Here is a 15,797-nt window from a genome sequence, read left to right as displayed (position 1 = left end):
TAAATGGCACAAATTCCCGAGGATCTGAAATATACAAAAACCCACGAGTGGGTAAGAATTGAAGGCAATATTGCCACTGTGGGAATTACCGATTTCGCTCAGCACGAACTTTCCGATGTTGTCTACGTGGAAATCACCGCGCTCGGCAAAACGGTCAGACAGAACGATCCGATCGGCTTTATCGAAGCGGTCAAGGCAACATCGGATATTTACGCCCCACTCTCGGGAGAAGTAATTGAAGCCAATACTCAAATCCACAAGGCGGAAGGCGAGGCGCCGGCAATGGTCAACCGTGATCCGTATGGTCAGGGCTGGCTCTGCCGGATTAAAATCTCCAACCCGGAAGAGATCAACAGCCTGCTGGACCATACCGCCTACGCCGAACTGGTAAAAAGATCGGAGCATCATTGAATTACACGCCCCATACTCCGGAAGATATTCGCCAGATGCTGGACCGCATCGGCGTTAAAAACATTGAGGAACTTTTTGACACTATCCCGGAAGAACTCAAATACCGGCACCGGTTTAACCTTCCCCGACCTCTTTCCGAACCCGAAGTAATCAGCGAACTCAGCCGGCTCGCCAGCCTCAACGCCGGCACGGACCAGCTGGTCTGTTTTGCCGGGGCAGGTGCCTATGACCATTACCGGCCGGCACTTATCGATACGATCATCTCCCGGCCTGAATTCTATACCGCGTATACCCCCTATCAGGCTGAAGTCAGTCAGGGGACACTCCAGTCAATCTATGAATTCCAGTCCCTTGTCTGCCGGTTGTTTGAAATGGAGGTTGCCAATGCCTCCATGTATGACTGCGCCTCTGCCCTCGCGGAGACAGTTCACATGGCACGGGACATTACCGGTCGTGCTCAGGTGCTCGTCAGTAATACTGTCAATCCGGTTTACCGGGAGGTGATTAACACCTATGCCCATGGCTTGAATGTCCCGATTGTCGCCATTCCGGACAATAACCTGCTCACCGATCTCAATGCACTCCAGAAACTGCTCAACACCGATACCGCGGCAGTGATCATTCAGCATCCGAATTTCTTCGGCGCGCTGGAACCGGTTCAGGAAATCGGCCGGCTGATTCACGAAACTGGTGGACTGCTTATTGTTGCCGTTGACCCGATATCCCTCGGTATCCTTCAACCACCCGGCGCCTATGATGCCGACATTGCGGTCGCAGAAGGTCAGGGGCTGGGTATTCCCCTTTCCCTAGGCGGACCATATCTCGGAATTTTGACTGCCAAGAAGAAATACATCCGTCATATGCCGGGCAGGATTGCCGCCCGCACAGTTGATGTTGAAGGCAGAACTGGCTATGTGCTGGCGCTTCAGACTCGGGAACAGCATATCCGGCGCGAACGTGCCACCTCCAACATCTGCACCAATCAGGCGCTGTGTGCACTGGCTGCCACCGTTTATCTTGCCTGGATGGGCAAAGAGGGAATTAAGGAGGTTGCCCGGCAGTGTCTGGCAAAGACAACATATCTTGCCACTGCTATTGCAGGAATTCCGGGCTTTAAGCTGCCCGCCTCTGCCCCCTGCTTTAAGGAATTTGTCGTTGAAACCCCTGCCCCGGCAGATGAAATTATCGCCGCCGGTGTCCAGAAGGGAATTCTCCCTGGAGTTGATCTCGGGCAGTTCAACCCGCAGTGGCAGAACCGGCTGCTCGTTGCGGTCACGGAAAAACGCACCCGTCAGGAACTTGATCAGTATCTATCATTCATCAAAAAGTTCAGGAGCAACTATGGAATGTAACCTGAAGGCAAACCGCAAAAATTGCACCTGCACCTATGAACCGTGCGCGCGGAAAGGACGCTGCTGTGAATGTGTCGCCTATCACCGTCAGCACGGGGAAATTCCCGGCTGCTTCTTTTCCCCGGAAGCAGAAAGAACCTATGACCGGTCGATTGACCGGCTGATCACCAGTATGAGGAAGAAATGAAACCGGAAAAATCGCTCTTTGAACTTTCCTGTCCGGGCAGATGCGCCTGGTCTCTGCCGGAGCTTGATGTTCCTGCAATTGACCCGGCTGCCGTCTTCGGTTCTGATATGGTTCGGGCTGATAATCGCCTCCCCGAACTGTCGGAAATTGACATCATCCGCCATTTCACCCGGCTCTCCACGCTGAACCACCATGTAGATAAAGGTTTCTATCCGCTGGGCTCCTGCACGATGAAATACAACCCCAAAGTCAACGAACTGACCAGCAGGTTACCCGGCTTTACCAGCCTTCATCCCTACGAACCGGAAACGCTGATTCAGGGTGCGCTCCAGCTGATGTTTGAACTCGGAGAATTTCTGAAGGAGATTACCGGATTTGATGCTGTAACCTTGCAGCCCGCTGCCGGTGCCCACGGTGAACTCACCGGCATCATGATGGTACGCAAGTATTTTGAAAAAAATGGCGAGAACCGTAATCTTGTGCTTGTGCCCGACTCGGCACACGGCACCAACCCCGCTTCAGTAGTGCTTTCCGGATTTCAGGCGGTCCAGATCAAATCCAATGACCAAGGACTGATTGACCCGCAGGAACTGGTGCGTACCTGCAACAGCTGTGTCGCCTGCCTGATGGTGACCAATCCCAACACCCTCGGACTGTTTGAGTCGGAGATCAAACGGATTTGTGAAATCATGCACGAACAGGGTGCGCTCGTCTATCTTGATGGTGCCAACCTCAACGCCTATCTAGGAATTCACCGCCCGGCTGATGCCGGGTTTGATCTGATGCACATCAATCTGCACAAAACCTTCTCCACTCCGCACGGTGGGGGCGGACCGGGTGCCGGACCGGTTGCAGTCAAAAAACACCTAGAGCCATTTCTGCCCCGGCCGGTAATTGTCAAAGGCGAAAAGGGTTACAGGCTGGAATATGACCGTCCTGATTCTATCGGCAGGGTTCTGGGTTCCCTGGGCCAGTTTTTGGTTCTGGTCCGCGCCTACACCTACATCCGCATGCTCGGTGCCGAAGGTCTGAAGCGGGTCGCCGAATGTGCGGTGCTCAACGCCAACTACATCCGCCGTGAACTGGAAGGAATTTATGAACTTCCCTACGCCCGGCGGTCCCTGCATGAAGTGGTCTTTTCCGGCAACAACCTCAAACAGCACGGCGTCCGGACGCTGGATGTGGCGAAACGGCTGCTTGATTTCGGCCTGCATGCACCCACCGTCTACTTTCCGTTGATCGTACCGGAGGCACTAATGATTGAACCGACCGAAACCGAATCCCGGGAATCACTCGATGAATTTATCAGGACAATGAAACAGATCGCTGAAGAAGCCCGGACGCAACCGGAAATTCTCCACAATGCTCCCCACACCACTCCGGTGCGCCGGCTTGATGAGGCACGGGCGTCAAGATTGCTGGATGTCAACTATCAGGAATAGATGTTTGCCTCTGATATTACCCCCGAACGCAAGACTGAGATTCTGACCCGAATCGCCCGCAAGACGGTCGAGCTCCGGCTTACGCCGGTGGCAGTTGTCCTCCTGGAATCAACCAAACCACTTTCCTTTGTCGGCTCCCAGCTGATGGTTTTTTTTCAGCCAATCATCATGGCGCTGTTTCCCTTCCACCAGTATGACGAAATTGCCGCCCTGTTAGAGGACCGCAATAACATTGAAATTCTGATTCAGACGATTGAACAGCTGGAAGAGGAACGCCGAAAGCCTAAAACTGAAAGTGAGGGTGAAAATGGACAAACCAAAGTTTGATAAAACAAAGATTACCCGTATCCTTGCCACTGACTGTGGCTCCACTACCACCAAGGCAATTCTGATTGAGAAACGGGGCAGTGAATACCGGCTGATCGTCCGGGGCGAGGCGCCGACGACAGTCGAAGCCCCGTTTGAAGATGTAACCAAAGGTGTGCTCAATTCGGTGATGGAGGTGGAAGAACTTTCGGGTGTTAAACTGGTCAAGGGTGAAGGCATCTACAAACCCAAAGCGAGTGAAAAGGAAGGAACCGACATCTACATTTCCACCTCCTCAGCTGGTGGCGGCTTGCAGATGATGGTTGCCGGTGTCGTACTCACGATGACCGGAGAGAGTGCGGCGCGGGCAGCGCTGGGTGCCGGCGCCATCGTCATGGATGTCATCGCCTCCAACGACGGCCGGCTTCCTCACGAAAAGATCGAGCGCATCCGGACCCTCCGGCCGGACATGATTCTGCTCTCCGGCGGGGTTGATGGCGGCACCGTTTCCCATGTTGTAGAACTGGCAGAACTGATCGCCGCGGCCGATCCCAAACCCCGTTTCGGTATCGGCTACAACCTGCCGGTTATCTATGCCGGCAACAAGGACGCCCGGGAGCTGGTTCTCAAGACATTGAAGGATAAAACCAGTCTGGTGATTGTGGAAAACATCCGGCCCGTGCTTGAGCGGGAAAATCTCGGACCAGCACGGCACAAGATCCATGACCTGTTCATGGAACATGTGATGGCACACGCACCCGGCTACCGGAAACTGATGGAATGGACCGATGTCCCGATCATGCCCACACCGGGTGCGGTCGGACTGCTGATTGAAAACATCGGCAAGAGTCAGGGGATTGCAGTTCTGGGGGTGGACATCGGCGGTGCCACCACCGATGTCTTCAGCGTATTTCAGGGCATCTTCAACCGCACCGTCTCCGCCAACCTCGGAATGTCCTATTCCGTCTCCAATGTGCTGGCTGAAGCCGGAGAAAGGAACATCATCCGCTGGCTGCCCCTCGACATCCCGACAAGCGAGGTCCGGAACCGGATTCGCAACAAGATGATCCGGCCTACTACTATTCCTTCAACTTTGGAGGACCTGAAGCTGGAGCAGGCAATTGCCCGCGAAGCCCTGCGTCTGGCACTTCAACACCACAAATCGATGGCGGTCGGACTCAAGGGTGTCCAGCAGGAGCGAACCATTTCCGATGCCTTTGCGCAGGCGCGCACCGGTGAAACGCTTGTCAATATGATGGAACTGGCGCTGATCGTCGGCTCCGGCGGTGCTCTTTCCCATGCCCCGCGCCGGGCGCAGGCGGCAATGATGCTTTTGGACGCATTTCAACCCGAAGGAGTCACCCGGCTCACCGTCGACTCCATCTTCATGATGCCTCATCTCGGGGTGCTGACTGAAGTCCATTCGGAGGCGGCACAGGAAGTCTTTGAAAAAGACTGTCTGATTCACCTCGGCACGAGCATCGCACCGGCGGGCCAGGGCAAGGAAGGCAAAACCTGTGTTCATGTCAGGATAATCAAGAATAATGGAGAAACACTGGAGGCAAAGGTTAACTTCGGTGACATTCAGTGCCTGCCACTCCCGGTAGGTGAAAAAGCAAAGGCAGTGATCACTCCAGAGCGGGGGTTTGATGTCGGTGCCGGCTCGGGTAAGACCGTTGAAGCAGAAGTGGAAGGCGGATTATCCGGAGTGATAATTGACGCTCGCGGCCGGCCGCTGGTTTTGCCCGAAGATGACAACACCCGGCGCCAGCAGCTCAACAAATGGGCAAAGCAGCTTAACGCCTATCCGGATTAGCACCGCACCGCCGACGGTAATCCTCAAGAATCTGCCGGTGGTCAAAAACTAAATTAACTTCATCCAGCTGGTCCAGCTCCAGCAGCATGACTTTACCCGCATCATCACCGGCACGGGGTTCACCTCTGCCCTCAGCGGTAAAGACCACTGAAACGCAATGCCCGCGCGGATCCCGCTTCGGATCAGAATAGACATGAAACTGCTGGAGATTATCCAGCTCCAGATCGGTTTCCTCCCGGACCTCCCGCACCACCGCCTGCTCCACCGTCTCGCCGTAGTTCACAAAACCGCCCGGCAGTGCCCAGCCCTTCGGCTCATTACGTCGGTAAATCAGCACCACCCGGTCCTGTAGCCGGATTATGCAGTCAACCGCCAGTTTCGGCTGCCTGTATCTCATCCAGATAACTCCTTAATGCCTCCTGCCAGGGTCTCAACTCCAAACCGAACCGGCGCCGGTAATGATGATTGTCCAGCACCGAATATGCGGGCCTTGGTGCCCGGCGCCCGCTTTCGGCGGTCGTAATCGGTATGACCTCGCAGTTCAAGCCGGCAAGCCTGACAATCTCCCGGGCAAACTCGAACCAAGTGCACTGACCGGAATTGGTCAGATGATAGATACCGTAATGTTCGGAGCGAGCAAGCCGCACCAGTGGCAGACACAGATCTTTCGCATAGGTCGGCGAACCGGTCTGGTCATTGACCACCCGCAGCTCATCGTCCACCTTTGCCCGGCTGAGAATCGTATTGACAAAATTTCTGCCGTGTCGGCCGAAAAGCCGGCTCGTCCGGACAATAAAATACCGCCGGCAGTTCTTCATCACCACCTGCTCCCCCAGGTATTTGCTTCTGCCGTAGACCGAAAGCGGATTGGGCTTGTCGCTCTCCCGGTAGGGTTTCCGCTTCCTGCCATCAAAAACATAATCGGTTGATAAATACACCAGTTTACACCCTGTTTCCGCCGCACCGAGCGCCACCGCCCAGGTCCCCTGAAAATTTACCGCCAGCGCCCGCGCCGGCTCCGCCTCACAGCCGTCAACATCGGTCCAGGCGGCGAGATGAAAGATCACCTCCGGATTTTCCTCGTGGATGGCGTTAATACACTCCTCAATCCGGGTAATATCATGCTCCGGCAGGTCCCAGCCGGTAACCGGTTCACCCGTTGCTTCAAGAAAACGCATCAGCTCCCTGCCCAAAAGCCCGCCAGAGCCTGTTACCAGCACCTTCTTCATTCATTAACAGTTTAAACTTCGAAACCGGAAAGGCAAGGCAGTTTTTTCACATCCAATTATCGGCTGTGACAACACCGGGTTGCTCAGTTATCCGGCAACCGGGGATCAGTGATTAAACCCTTATCTGATGACAGTAAACTTCTGCACCCTGCGGGTGCCGTCAAATCCGGTCGCAGTCGCAAAGTAAATTCCGGGCACAAAACTCCGGGCATCAAATACCTGCTGTTTTGGTCTGATATTTTTCACCGCCCTTCCGGCAGCATCAAATACCCTTATTTCACCGGTAATGCCCGGACCCCGGACGAACCTATTACCCAGAGATGGTAAGAGCAGTGCGACGCTGCTAATAATATCATCGGTGCCCCTTTCATCACAGCCAATCAGATTATCCCTTACCGCCACTACCTTTGCCCGCCAGTGGTCATTGACAAAAACGATATTATCGGCTTCATTCCAGGCTGTTCTGGTAGGCGCCAGCACCGGAATCTCAGCAATAATCCGGTTCGTCCGGCAATCAATGATACTGCCCAGCCAATACAACCGGTTTGACACCGGATTCCAGAATCCGATATCGTAAAAAATCGCAAAATTGTCGTTGCCATAATCTGGAGGAAACATTATTGAATCTACCACCTTGTTCAACCCGCAGTCAATCACCAGCATTCGCAGCGGATTACCAGCTGGGTAGTAAATGCGATCATCAATGGAGTCATAATAGGCAAAGTTACGCTCGTAAACAGGGACATTCTGAACAGTGTCAATCACATTGACAAGTGAAGGGTCAAAGACATACAAGCAGGTATCCTGGTGAGCGGCAATATATACCTGATGAATATCACTCCGGTTGCGAAAGACAACCGGATTACCCAAGCCCCGGATCCGCTTCAGCATCGTACCACAGGTGTCAAACAGACAGAGAAAGGAGGGGTTGGTGCCGGTGGGGCAATAAAGCAGTTCATTAAAAGAATTAAGATAGCCGTCAACCGGTCCTTCGTCAATCCAGTAACTGGCGACAACCCGGTCATCAGCACAGTCAATGATGTGAAGATAGCCCGACTGGGTAAACGGACAGACAAACATCCGGTTAGACCGCCAGCTGTAAACCAGCTGATGTCCGCCCGCATCGCAGGGGATAAGATGAATCAGCGAATCCTGTTCGCCATTTATAACATAAACCCCCAGCCCCTTGCCCGAAGTCAGATAGATTTTGTTCTCCGGAGGTGCGGGACAGAGGTCGTAAAACCATTCAGCCGGATCAACTTGATGCCGGTAATCCCGGACACCCAGCGGCTGGAGCGTATGGGCGTCGTATACCACCAGAATTGAGGACATCGTATCCCTCATGACATCGTTTACATAAAGCCGTTCTGTATTGGGGTTCAGGGTCAGCGCCTGATTCCCATAACCCATTTTGAAATACCGTTCCAGCTGCAGGCGGCAACAGTCAACCATCACAATATTACCCCCTCCCTCTCTAAGAAACAGTTTGTCAACTTCCGGAATCATCACTCCATCGCTGCCCGGTGCCTGAATCTGAGCGACCAGCTGATTGGTAGCACCATCAAAAACATCAATAAAATCACTTGCCACCGTAGCTCGGAACAGAAGATTGTGCACCGGATTGTAATACAACGCGCCCCTATCCCCCAGCGAATCAACAATCTGGCACCTGACCGGGTCAATCACAAATGTTTTCGTGTTAGTCGCAACATAGAGCTTATTGTTGAATGGATTGTAATCACAACACGCCCATGATGCCAGCTGGTCAGCAAACCTGAGCCGGCCGATGATTTGATTGTTGCGACAGCTGATCACAAATAAATGTTGTGCGATCATCCACTCTGAATCTCCGGCAACAAACAGCAACTCCGAATCCGGAGCAATCATCGAGACCAAAAAGTTGAAACGACGGAATCCCGGGGGCGCAGCGATAGAATCAATAATTGAATCGGTGGTGCAATCCCAGACTGTGATTGAATATGAATAATGACCCTGATAGGCAACCGGCCGGCAGGGATGCTGAATAAACGGTCCTGCCGGGCCGATTTTTCTCAACTCGCCGGTCTGGGCATCAAATATGTATGTCCGATTCACCCCGCCCAGACTGACACTCCAGAAGAACTGATCTGAGGCGGTATTCACTGAAAGATAATTACTCTGAAACTCCATGCCGTTCCTGTTAACAAAAAGTGTTTCAACCGGGCTGCGGGTTGAACAGTCATATACAACTGCAAATGTGTCATCATCACGCCTGCCACCATAAGTCCGGGCGGTATACATCCGGTTCGTTACCGGATTGAGGGCAAACTGATTCCAGGTAAGATAATAAGGAGGATCCAACACCCAGGGACGCTTCCGTTCGCCCGTAGAAGCGTCAAGAACCCCGAGGTTTCCTGCCCGTCCGGACCAGACATAAACCTCATTTGTTCTCGGGTTATAAAACGGTGTGCCAAAATCGGCACAGCCACCGAGCGAATCCGGAAGATAAAGCAGTTTAAAAGGCTGAGCCGGCAGGGGGGCGGGTAATGCTGAAATCCGATAAAAAATTACAGCAATGAAAATAAAAAGGCTGCGGTGAGGGTTCATTTCATTACCTCCTGATGGTTAACTTTCCTCTTGTCTCTTTCCCGCCGGCTTGCACCTGATAGATGTAGACACCGGCAGGCACCTTCTTGCCATCCTCTGTCTTGAGATCCCAGGTGACACTCCCGGAATTCAGCTGTAAATGACGCACCAGCTGTCCGGAACCGGAATAAATACAAACTTCACCAGTGCCGGTGCCGGACAACTGAAATAAAATGTCATCCCGGGCAACCGATGGCAGAACTTTAATCCTGCCGTCCTCCCTGACCGGTGCTATCGCCGACTGGGAACCTCCTGGTTCAGAGTTTTGCTCCCAGAGAAACGGATTACGGTAGTGAATCCCGATATACCAGTTGGGCACCGGCATTTTCCCGCCGAAACTTGCCCAGATACATTCTTTAAACCGAATCTGTCCGTTGTAGCGATACCAGATTCCGCCAAAACAGAGATCAGAACCGGAACTTACTTTATAAACAGGATTGGGCGCATCACCGTTCCAACGCTCGCTGCCAGAAGAATAGACATCATAACAGTCAAAGTCATAAGTGGGTTTTCCCTCCCTGTTCTCCCCCCGGAAGCAGTGCAGGATGGAATTGACAGAATATGAAGGCCCCTCCTCAAACGGCGGATCATCATCACGGATATCACCCCAGCGCGGATGAGAAACCAACGCACCTCCGGCATACGCACCATCGTCAAGGATACTATCTCTCAGCTCCCAACAATTCTGGCTGATCCGGTAAAGTCCGAAATATATTCCATCTCCCCTCATCGCAAAAATCGTGTCCGGTGCCGGAATTTTATAAGGATCAGGATGATACATCGCCAGATCTGCACCAGCATGGAATCCCTGACCGCCCATGAATGGAGCAAGTAGTTCCCAGTATGGGAACGACGGGTAACCACCCTTTGCCGGAACATAAGGCCGATTGTAAACCATAAATTCACAACTTCTGCCCCCTTTTATCAGGTAGAAGGTATTGACGGGAATTCCCTCTTTCACTCGAAACCCTCCAAACTTCAGACTCGCTCCAGCACCCGGCGAATCACTTCCGCCAATCGGTATCTCCTGATACCAAGTATCACTTGGCACATCATAACTCCAGAGATACCGGTCACCAGAAAATACCGCCAGAACCTTTTCTTCCGAGCTTACTGGATTACCCATATAGCACAGTGCAGCATCTGCCGGTGGAATTGGGCTGGCAACGGGCGGTGGCTTCAGTTCCTGCCAGTTCAAGAAGACGGTCTGTCCGTTGTAATCAAAATATGCCGGTGCCCTAAAGAACCGATACCGTCCGCTTTGATAGTCTGTGCAGAGGAGAAAAATTTTACCAAACTGCTCATCCCACCTTTTCCCGTAGGTCAGTGCCGAACCCGGTCCGGTATAACACCAGGGGGGGTAGGGAAATAAAACCAGCGTGAACCTGCGGTCTGTCCGGCAAGCATCAGAATCAACAACCCTGCGGTGATCTTTACTTTACTGGTGTTCATTTTTCCTCCTTTTTAATTTATCCTCACCGCAGCCAGCTGTATTTTATAAAAACTTGATTTTTCTGTCAAGCTTTCATTCATTCCGTCGTCATTGACATGCTGGGACAATAAAATTATCATTCTATTGTATGAGCAATCGCTGCCGCTGCCCCTCCTGCAATCGTAATGAAACCCTTGCCGGCTATTTCTGTGAAAAGTGCAATTACAACTGGGAGGAAGAGGCTTATCTGGAGCCGGATGGCAGGGTCAGCAGCGCCTCCTGCCCCCGCTGTCTCAAAGCCTGCCGGGCAGAAACCCTGCGCTGCGCCAACCCTGCCTGTATGGCGGTCTGGCCCCCGCCTGAGGAAGACTGAAGCCCGGGCTCTACAGCAGTCCGCGACTCCGGAAGCTGTAATAGGAACTGCCGGCAATGATTATGTGGTCCTGAACCCTGATTCCCAGGAGCTTGCCCGCCTCCACCAGCCGTTTCGTCAACCTGATATCCTCATCTGAAGGTGTCGGGTCCCCGGAAGGGTGATTGTGCACCAGAATTATCGCCGGTGCATGGTCATGGACCGCCGCATCAAACACCTCACGCGGATGGGCAAGGGTGGTGTCCAGACTGCCGACCGAGACCTGTTCGGTCCGGATGTGCCGGTTCCGGGCGTCAAGCAGCACGGTAAAGAAGCACTCCTTTTTCTTCTCAATCAGGCGCGGCAGCAGCAGTTTTACCACCGCCTCGGGTGAGACAAGTTCCAGCCGCTGCTCCGGAACCTGACTTTCCAAGTATCGCCGTGCCAGCTCAAATGCCGCCTTGAGCTGACAGGCCTTTGCCAGACCGATGCCCGGCACCCGCTTCAGCTCCTCAATGCTTGCCTCCGCAATCCGCGCCACCGAGCCGAACCGCACCAGAAGCTCATGGGCAATCTCCCGCACCGGCACACCGGAAGTCCCCCGGCTGATCAGGACCGCCAGCAGCTCCTCACCGGAAAGCTTGTCCGCACCATAGCGCACCAGCCGTTCCCGGGGGCGTTCCGCTGCCGGCACATCCCGCATCGTGTAGCGTCTGGAGGAACCGGTTTCCGACGCTCGGTTCATTTAATCACAAACTCCCAGGAACACCAGGCATCATCAGGATGCCGGTCCGGCGGGCAGAAAAGACAACGGGTCTGTATCCGCTCATCAACTGTTCTGGCAAACCACTCATATTCAACCAGACCGACAGTTTTGCAGGGAAAGTCATCAAGCCCCTTGCGCCTGCGCGCTACCTGCACCCGGCACTCCTTCATCGTAAACACCAGCCGGTTCTGGGTCTGCTCGGTGATCTCCTGCCGGTTGATAAAGGCATAGAGCCGGAAACCCAGTGCCTTGGCAAGACCGGAAATTCCGTTTCCCGGCGCAATGCCGTGCCGCTCCATAATCCGCTTTGCCTCAATTGCACTGAACTGCCGCCACGCCTCAGCATCAATCTCAATCGCCGTTTCCATGCCGAACCTGCGCTCCACTCCCTGAAACCACAACCCGTCATGCGCCAGCCAGTTTTTTGCTGCATCCTCAAGGATTGAAATCAGAAAATCCCGGTTAAGTTCTGCAAGCTGGGGATATTTTTCTTTATAACTACTTCCCATAAATTCTTGTCAATTCAGCGGTTGCAATGATATGATTCTCCATCATTCCGGCGAGCCTGCCGGCAGAAATTCCCGGTTCGGCACCGAAAATGGTATCCAAGGCATAAAGCCGGAAAATATACCGGTGCGGTCTGCCGGGTGGCGGTTTGGGTCCGTTGTAGCCGATGTTGCGGAAACCGTTCACCCCCTGTCGGGCACCATTATCCAGCACGCCCGTTTTCGGCATTCCCTCAGGCAGGTGCCGGACATCTGCGGGCAGGTCATATATCACCCAGTGAATGAATGTGCCCAGCGGTGCATCCGGGTCAGAACAGATTAAAGCAAAGCTTCTGGTCCCGGAAGGCACATTATCCCAGCGCAGTTCAGGCGAAACATCCTCGCCATCGCCGGTGAATTTCCGGGGAATCGTCTCCCCATCAGCAAAATTGGGACTGGTGAGTACCAGCACCGGTCTACCTTTAGTCGCAGGCAGATTCTGCTGGCAGGAGGCAGTTGACTTCGGTCCACCACAGCCGGTCAGAAAAATGACACTCAATATTATTACGGGCATCAATTTCCTGCTCATCGTGTTCCTCCTGGATAAGACATAGATTATTCTCGAATGGCTTGGAGTCAAATCCGGCTTTGAGACGGCATAATTGACTCACTCGTACGCCGGTCTAAAATACAAATTAATGCCTTCCCGCTCTGCCCGTGAAGCGGTCAATGCTCTCCTCCTGCTGCTGCCCGCCTTCCTCATTCTTATCGCCTTTCGCATAATCCCGATTCTGCTGTCAGTCCGGATGAGCCTGTATGACTGGGGTATGGCTGGTCCCCGTGCCTTTGTCGGTCTGGGTAATTATCTTGAGGTCATCAAAGACCCAATGTTTTACAGATCACTTATAAACACCGGCTGGTATATCGTTTTTGAAGTCCCGGCAACAATATTTCTCTCCCTCTTCATCGCCCTGCTGCTCAACCAGCGGATCCGCGGCTTGAGTATTTACCGCACCATCTACTATCTGCCGGTGGTCACTTCAATTGTCGCTGTCTCGGTTGTCTGGAAATGGCTCCTCCATCCGGAACGCGGCGTCTTCAATTACCTGCTTTCGCTTGCCGGCATCACTGGTATCCGCTGGCTTCAGGACCCCCGGGGTATCTTCCAGCTGATTCTGGGCAGTCATGGCGATAATCTGCCCTATGCTCTGCGCGGTCCCTCAGTCGCCCTGATCTCGCTTGTCCTGATGGGCATCTGGAAGGCACTCGGCTACAACATAGTCCTCTTCCTTGCCGGTCTGCAGAACATTCCCCAGACCTATTATGAAGCGGCAAGAATTGACGGCGCCTCCAGGTTCCGAACCTTCTGGAGAATCACCTGGCCTCTGCTCTCGCCAACAACCTACTATGTTCTGATTATGAGCTCAATTGCCGCCTTTGAAACCTTCGCCCAAGTCTGGATCATGACCGGACCGCCGCCGGGCGGACCACTGGGTACGACCAAGGTGGTGATGTATTATTTCTATGAAAACGCCTTTGAACTCTGGCGCCTCGGTTACGGTGCCGCAATTGCCTTTATTGCCTTCATCATCATCCTTTGCCTGACCCTCCTCCAGCGGGTGGTTCTGGAGAAAAAGGTGCATTATGGCTAAAAGAACCATCCGCAACCTGCCGGTCCATCTCCTGTTGATTCTGGGCAGTGTCTCCATGCTCCTGCCATTTTACTGGATGGTTGTCACTTCGCTCAAGACACCGCTTGAAGCACTCTTATTCCCACCTACCTGGATACCGGGAAAATGGCAGTTCGGCAACTACCTTGAAGTATTTCGCCAGATTCCGCTCTGGCGCTATCTGGGCAACACCGTGTTCATCACCCTGCTGTCGGTTGCCGGCATCCTCTTCACTGGTATCCCGGCCGCCTATGCCTTTGCCCGGCTGCGCTTTCCGGGGCGGGAGGTCCTGTTTATGCTCCTGCTTGCTCTGATGATGATCCCCCTGCCGGTCTACCTTGTCCCGTCCTATATGATCCTCTACCGGCTGGGCTGGATTGACACCTATGCGGCGATGATCGTTCCCTGGATTGTAAATATCTTCTCCATTTTCCTGCTGCGCCAGCACATCCGTCAGCTGCCGCAGGACCTGTTTGATGCCGCCAGAATTGACGGCCTTTCCACCCTTCAGATCCTCCTCCGGATTATTATTCCTCTTTGCCGGGCGCCGATCGCCACGATCATCGTCTTCAATGTCATCTCCAGCTGGAACTCCTTCTTCTGGCCACTGATCGTCACCAACTCCGATCATATCCGTCCCCTGCAGGTCGGACTGGCATACTTCTCCCGTGAGCAGTCCACTAACTACACCCTGCTGATGGCAGCAACTACGCTGTCAATCATCCCACTCGTCATCCTCTTCTTCATCGCCCAGAAACAGATCATCCAGTCCCAGGCGCGCGCCGGACTCAAGGAGTAAATCATATTGCTCACCGCTGCTCCTTCAGCTCGGATAAGAAAATCTGCACTCCCCAGCCGTAACCGCCCTACCTGATCTGAGCAATTGCGTTCAGCGCCTCTGCAATCCGATCGCGCAGTTCCGAATCATTATCCCGCAATGCACTCATCAGCGACTCAAACGAATTGGCATCCTTCACCGCGCGGAGCACATAGGCAGCACTCTGACGGACCGTCGGGTCACTGTGCCGCATTGCCGTCATCAGCATCTCAACGATCCGGGACCCGAGCTTGACCAGCGCCCAAGCGGCGCGCTCTCGGGCATCCGGGTCCTCATCCCGCAGCACGGCGATCAGCGACTCTACCGACCGGATATCCTTGAGCGTCCCAAGTGCCCAGGCAGCGCTGCGCCGGACCGCAGCATCCTCATCCTGCAGTGCGTTAATCAGTGCATCAACCGCCCGCGCATCACCGATTTTTCCCAGCGCCTCAGCCGCATAACAGCGCACCCAAGCATGCTCATCCTTGAGTGCCGCAATCAGCGGTTCCACCGCCCGCGCATCCTTGATCGCACCCAGCGCCCACGCTGCACTCCAGCGCACATCCCAGTCCTCATCCTTCAAAGCAGCAATCAGTGCATCAACCGCCCGCGCATCCTTAAGCATCCCCAACGCCATCGCTGCGCCACGCCGCACATCCCAGTGAGCATCCTTGAGTGCCTCAATCAGCGGTTCCACCGCACAACTGTCCTTTGCAGCGCCCAGCGCCCACGCTGCGCCGCTGCGCACACACGGGTTTTTATCCCGCAGATTCTGAATCAGTTTTTGAACTTCCTCCATAACTGACTCCCTCCCTTCCTATACAGAAATTTCTTCCCTGATATAATTATACACTCAGGCATGCATTTTGTCAAACAAAATTCAAGGCTGGAATATTACTCGCCCATC

Annotated in this window: 18 protein-coding genes; 9 read left to right on the top strand and 9 right to left on the bottom strand. The window is 53.8% G+C overall.

The window, feature by feature from the left end:
- Positions 1-3: 3 nt before the first annotated feature.
- The 6 genes from gcvH to ABIK48_03280 are packed head-to-tail and all read left to right on the top strand — an operon-like array spanning position 4 to position 5,514.
- Positions 4-411 (top strand): glycine cleavage system protein GcvH, encoded by a 408-nt coding sequence (gene gcvH / locus ABIK48_03305; protein ID MEO0021183.1) that lies wholly within the window; start codon positions 4-6, stop codon positions 409-411.
- On the top strand, positions 408-1,763 hold the full coding sequence (gene gcvPA / locus ABIK48_03300; GenBank protein ID MEO0021182.1) for an aminomethyl-transferring glycine dehydrogenase subunit GcvPA: 1,356 nt from the start codon (positions 408-410) through the stop codon (positions 1,761-1,763). The genes gcvH and gcvPA overlap by 4 nt, the downstream gene beginning before the upstream one ends.
- Positions 1,753-1,950 (top strand): DUF6485 family protein, encoded by a 198-nt coding sequence (locus tag ABIK48_03295; GenBank protein MEO0021181.1) that lies wholly within the window; start codon positions 1,753-1,755, stop codon positions 1,948-1,950. The genes gcvPA and ABIK48_03295 overlap by 11 nt, the downstream gene beginning before the upstream one ends.
- Entirely contained in the window at positions 1,947-3,392 is a 1,446-nt protein-coding gene (gcvPB, locus tag ABIK48_03290; GenBank protein ID MEO0021180.1) for an aminomethyl-transferring glycine dehydrogenase subunit GcvPB, read from the top strand. Before ABIK48_03295 ends, gcvPB begins: the two co-directional genes overlap by 4 nt.
- Complete coding sequence (locus ABIK48_03285; protein ID MEO0021179.1) at positions 3,393-3,719, top strand: hypothetical protein; 327 nt, start codon at positions 3,393-3,395, stop codon at positions 3,717-3,719.
- Positions 3,700-5,514: a glutamate mutase L gene (locus tag ABIK48_03280; protein MEO0021178.1), complete on the top strand. Its 1,815-nt coding sequence runs from the start codon at positions 3,700-3,702 to the stop codon at positions 5,512-5,514. Before ABIK48_03285 ends, ABIK48_03280 begins: the two co-directional genes overlap by 20 nt.
- Here ABIK48_03280 and ABIK48_03275 read toward each other — a convergent pair.
- The 5 genes from ABIK48_03275 to ABIK48_03255 form a co-directional block, all read right to left on the bottom strand.
- Positions 5,495-5,911, bottom strand: coding sequence for an NUDIX hydrolase (locus ABIK48_03275; protein MEO0021177.1), 417 nt, complete (start codon positions 5,909-5,911; stop codon positions 5,495-5,497). The genes ABIK48_03280 and ABIK48_03275 overlap by 20 nt on opposite strands.
- Positions 5,880-6,743 (bottom strand): dTDP-4-dehydrorhamnose reductase, encoded by an 864-nt coding sequence (rfbD, locus tag ABIK48_03270; protein ID MEO0021176.1) that lies wholly within the window; start codon positions 6,741-6,743, stop codon positions 5,880-5,882. The genes ABIK48_03275 and rfbD overlap by 32 nt, the downstream gene beginning before the upstream one ends.
- Before the next feature lie 120 nt (positions 6,744-6,863).
- A complete protein-coding gene (locus ABIK48_03265) occupies positions 6,864-9,329 on the bottom strand; it encodes a hypothetical protein (GenBank protein MEO0021175.1) in 2,466 nt (821 codons plus the stop codon).
- Between the two features lie 4 nt (positions 9,330-9,333).
- Entirely contained in the window at positions 9,334-10,566 is a 1,233-nt protein-coding gene (locus ABIK48_03260) for a T9SS type A sorting domain-containing protein (GenBank protein MEO0021174.1), read from the bottom strand.
- Positions 10,567-10,691: 125 nt separating this feature from the next.
- The gene (locus tag ABIK48_03255) at positions 10,692-10,820 is read right to left on the bottom strand and encodes a hypothetical protein (protein MEO0021173.1); all 129 of its coding nucleotides are present in this window, start codon (positions 10,818-10,820) and stop codon (positions 10,692-10,694) included.
- Positions 10,821-10,948: 128 nt separating this feature from the next.
- Here ABIK48_03255 and ABIK48_03250 point away from each other — a divergent pair, with 128 nt between their 5' ends.
- Positions 10,949-11,173 carry a hypothetical protein gene (locus ABIK48_03250; protein MEO0021172.1) on the top strand — a complete coding sequence of 75 codons (225 nt, stop codon included), beginning with the start codon at positions 10,949-10,951 and terminating at the stop codon, positions 11,171-11,173.
- A gap of 10 nt (positions 11,174-11,183) precedes the next feature.
- Here the strand turns inward: ABIK48_03250 and radC are convergent, their stop codons facing one another.
- The 3 genes from radC to ABIK48_03235 are packed head-to-tail and all read right to left on the bottom strand — an operon-like array spanning position 11,184 to position 12,992.
- Positions 11,184-11,897: a DNA repair protein RadC gene (radC, locus tag ABIK48_03245; protein MEO0021171.1), complete on the bottom strand. Its 714-nt coding sequence runs from the start codon at positions 11,895-11,897 to the stop codon at positions 11,184-11,186.
- Positions 11,894-12,427, bottom strand: coding sequence for a DUF6125 family protein (locus tag ABIK48_03240; protein ID MEO0021170.1), 534 nt, complete (start codon positions 12,425-12,427; stop codon positions 11,894-11,896). The genes radC and ABIK48_03240 overlap by 4 nt, the downstream gene beginning before the upstream one ends.
- Positions 12,417-12,992 (bottom strand): YbhB/YbcL family Raf kinase inhibitor-like protein, encoded by a 576-nt coding sequence (locus ABIK48_03235; GenBank protein MEO0021169.1) that lies wholly within the window; start codon positions 12,990-12,992, stop codon positions 12,417-12,419. The genes ABIK48_03240 and ABIK48_03235 overlap by 11 nt, the downstream gene beginning before the upstream one ends.
- 109 nt (positions 12,993-13,101) lie before the next feature.
- Here ABIK48_03235 and ABIK48_03230 point away from each other — a divergent pair, with 109 nt between their 5' ends.
- Positions 13,102-14,055 (top strand): sugar ABC transporter permease, encoded by a 954-nt coding sequence (locus tag ABIK48_03230; protein MEO0021168.1) that lies wholly within the window; start codon positions 13,102-13,104, stop codon positions 14,053-14,055.
- A complete protein-coding gene (locus tag ABIK48_03225) occupies positions 14,048-14,872 on the top strand; it encodes a carbohydrate ABC transporter permease (protein MEO0021167.1) in 825 nt (274 codons plus the stop codon). Before ABIK48_03230 ends, ABIK48_03225 begins: the two co-directional genes overlap by 8 nt.
- Before the next feature lie 67 nt (positions 14,873-14,939).
- Here the strand turns inward: ABIK48_03225 and ABIK48_03220 are convergent, their stop codons facing one another.
- A complete protein-coding gene (locus ABIK48_03220; GenBank protein ID MEO0021166.1) occupies positions 14,940-15,689 on the bottom strand; it encodes a HEAT repeat domain-containing protein in 750 nt (249 codons plus the stop codon).
- Positions 15,690-15,797 lie beyond the last annotated feature (108 nt).

This window comes from candidate division WOR-3 bacterium, from assembly GCA_039801085.1.
In the GTDB taxonomy this organism is placed as follows: domain Bacteria; phylum Hydrothermota; class Tepidihabitantia; order Tepidihabitantales; family Tepidihabitantaceae; genus JAOABP01.
The sequence above is the reverse complement of the archived record's forward strand: the minus strand, read 5'-3'. Positions and strand labels throughout refer to the sequence as shown.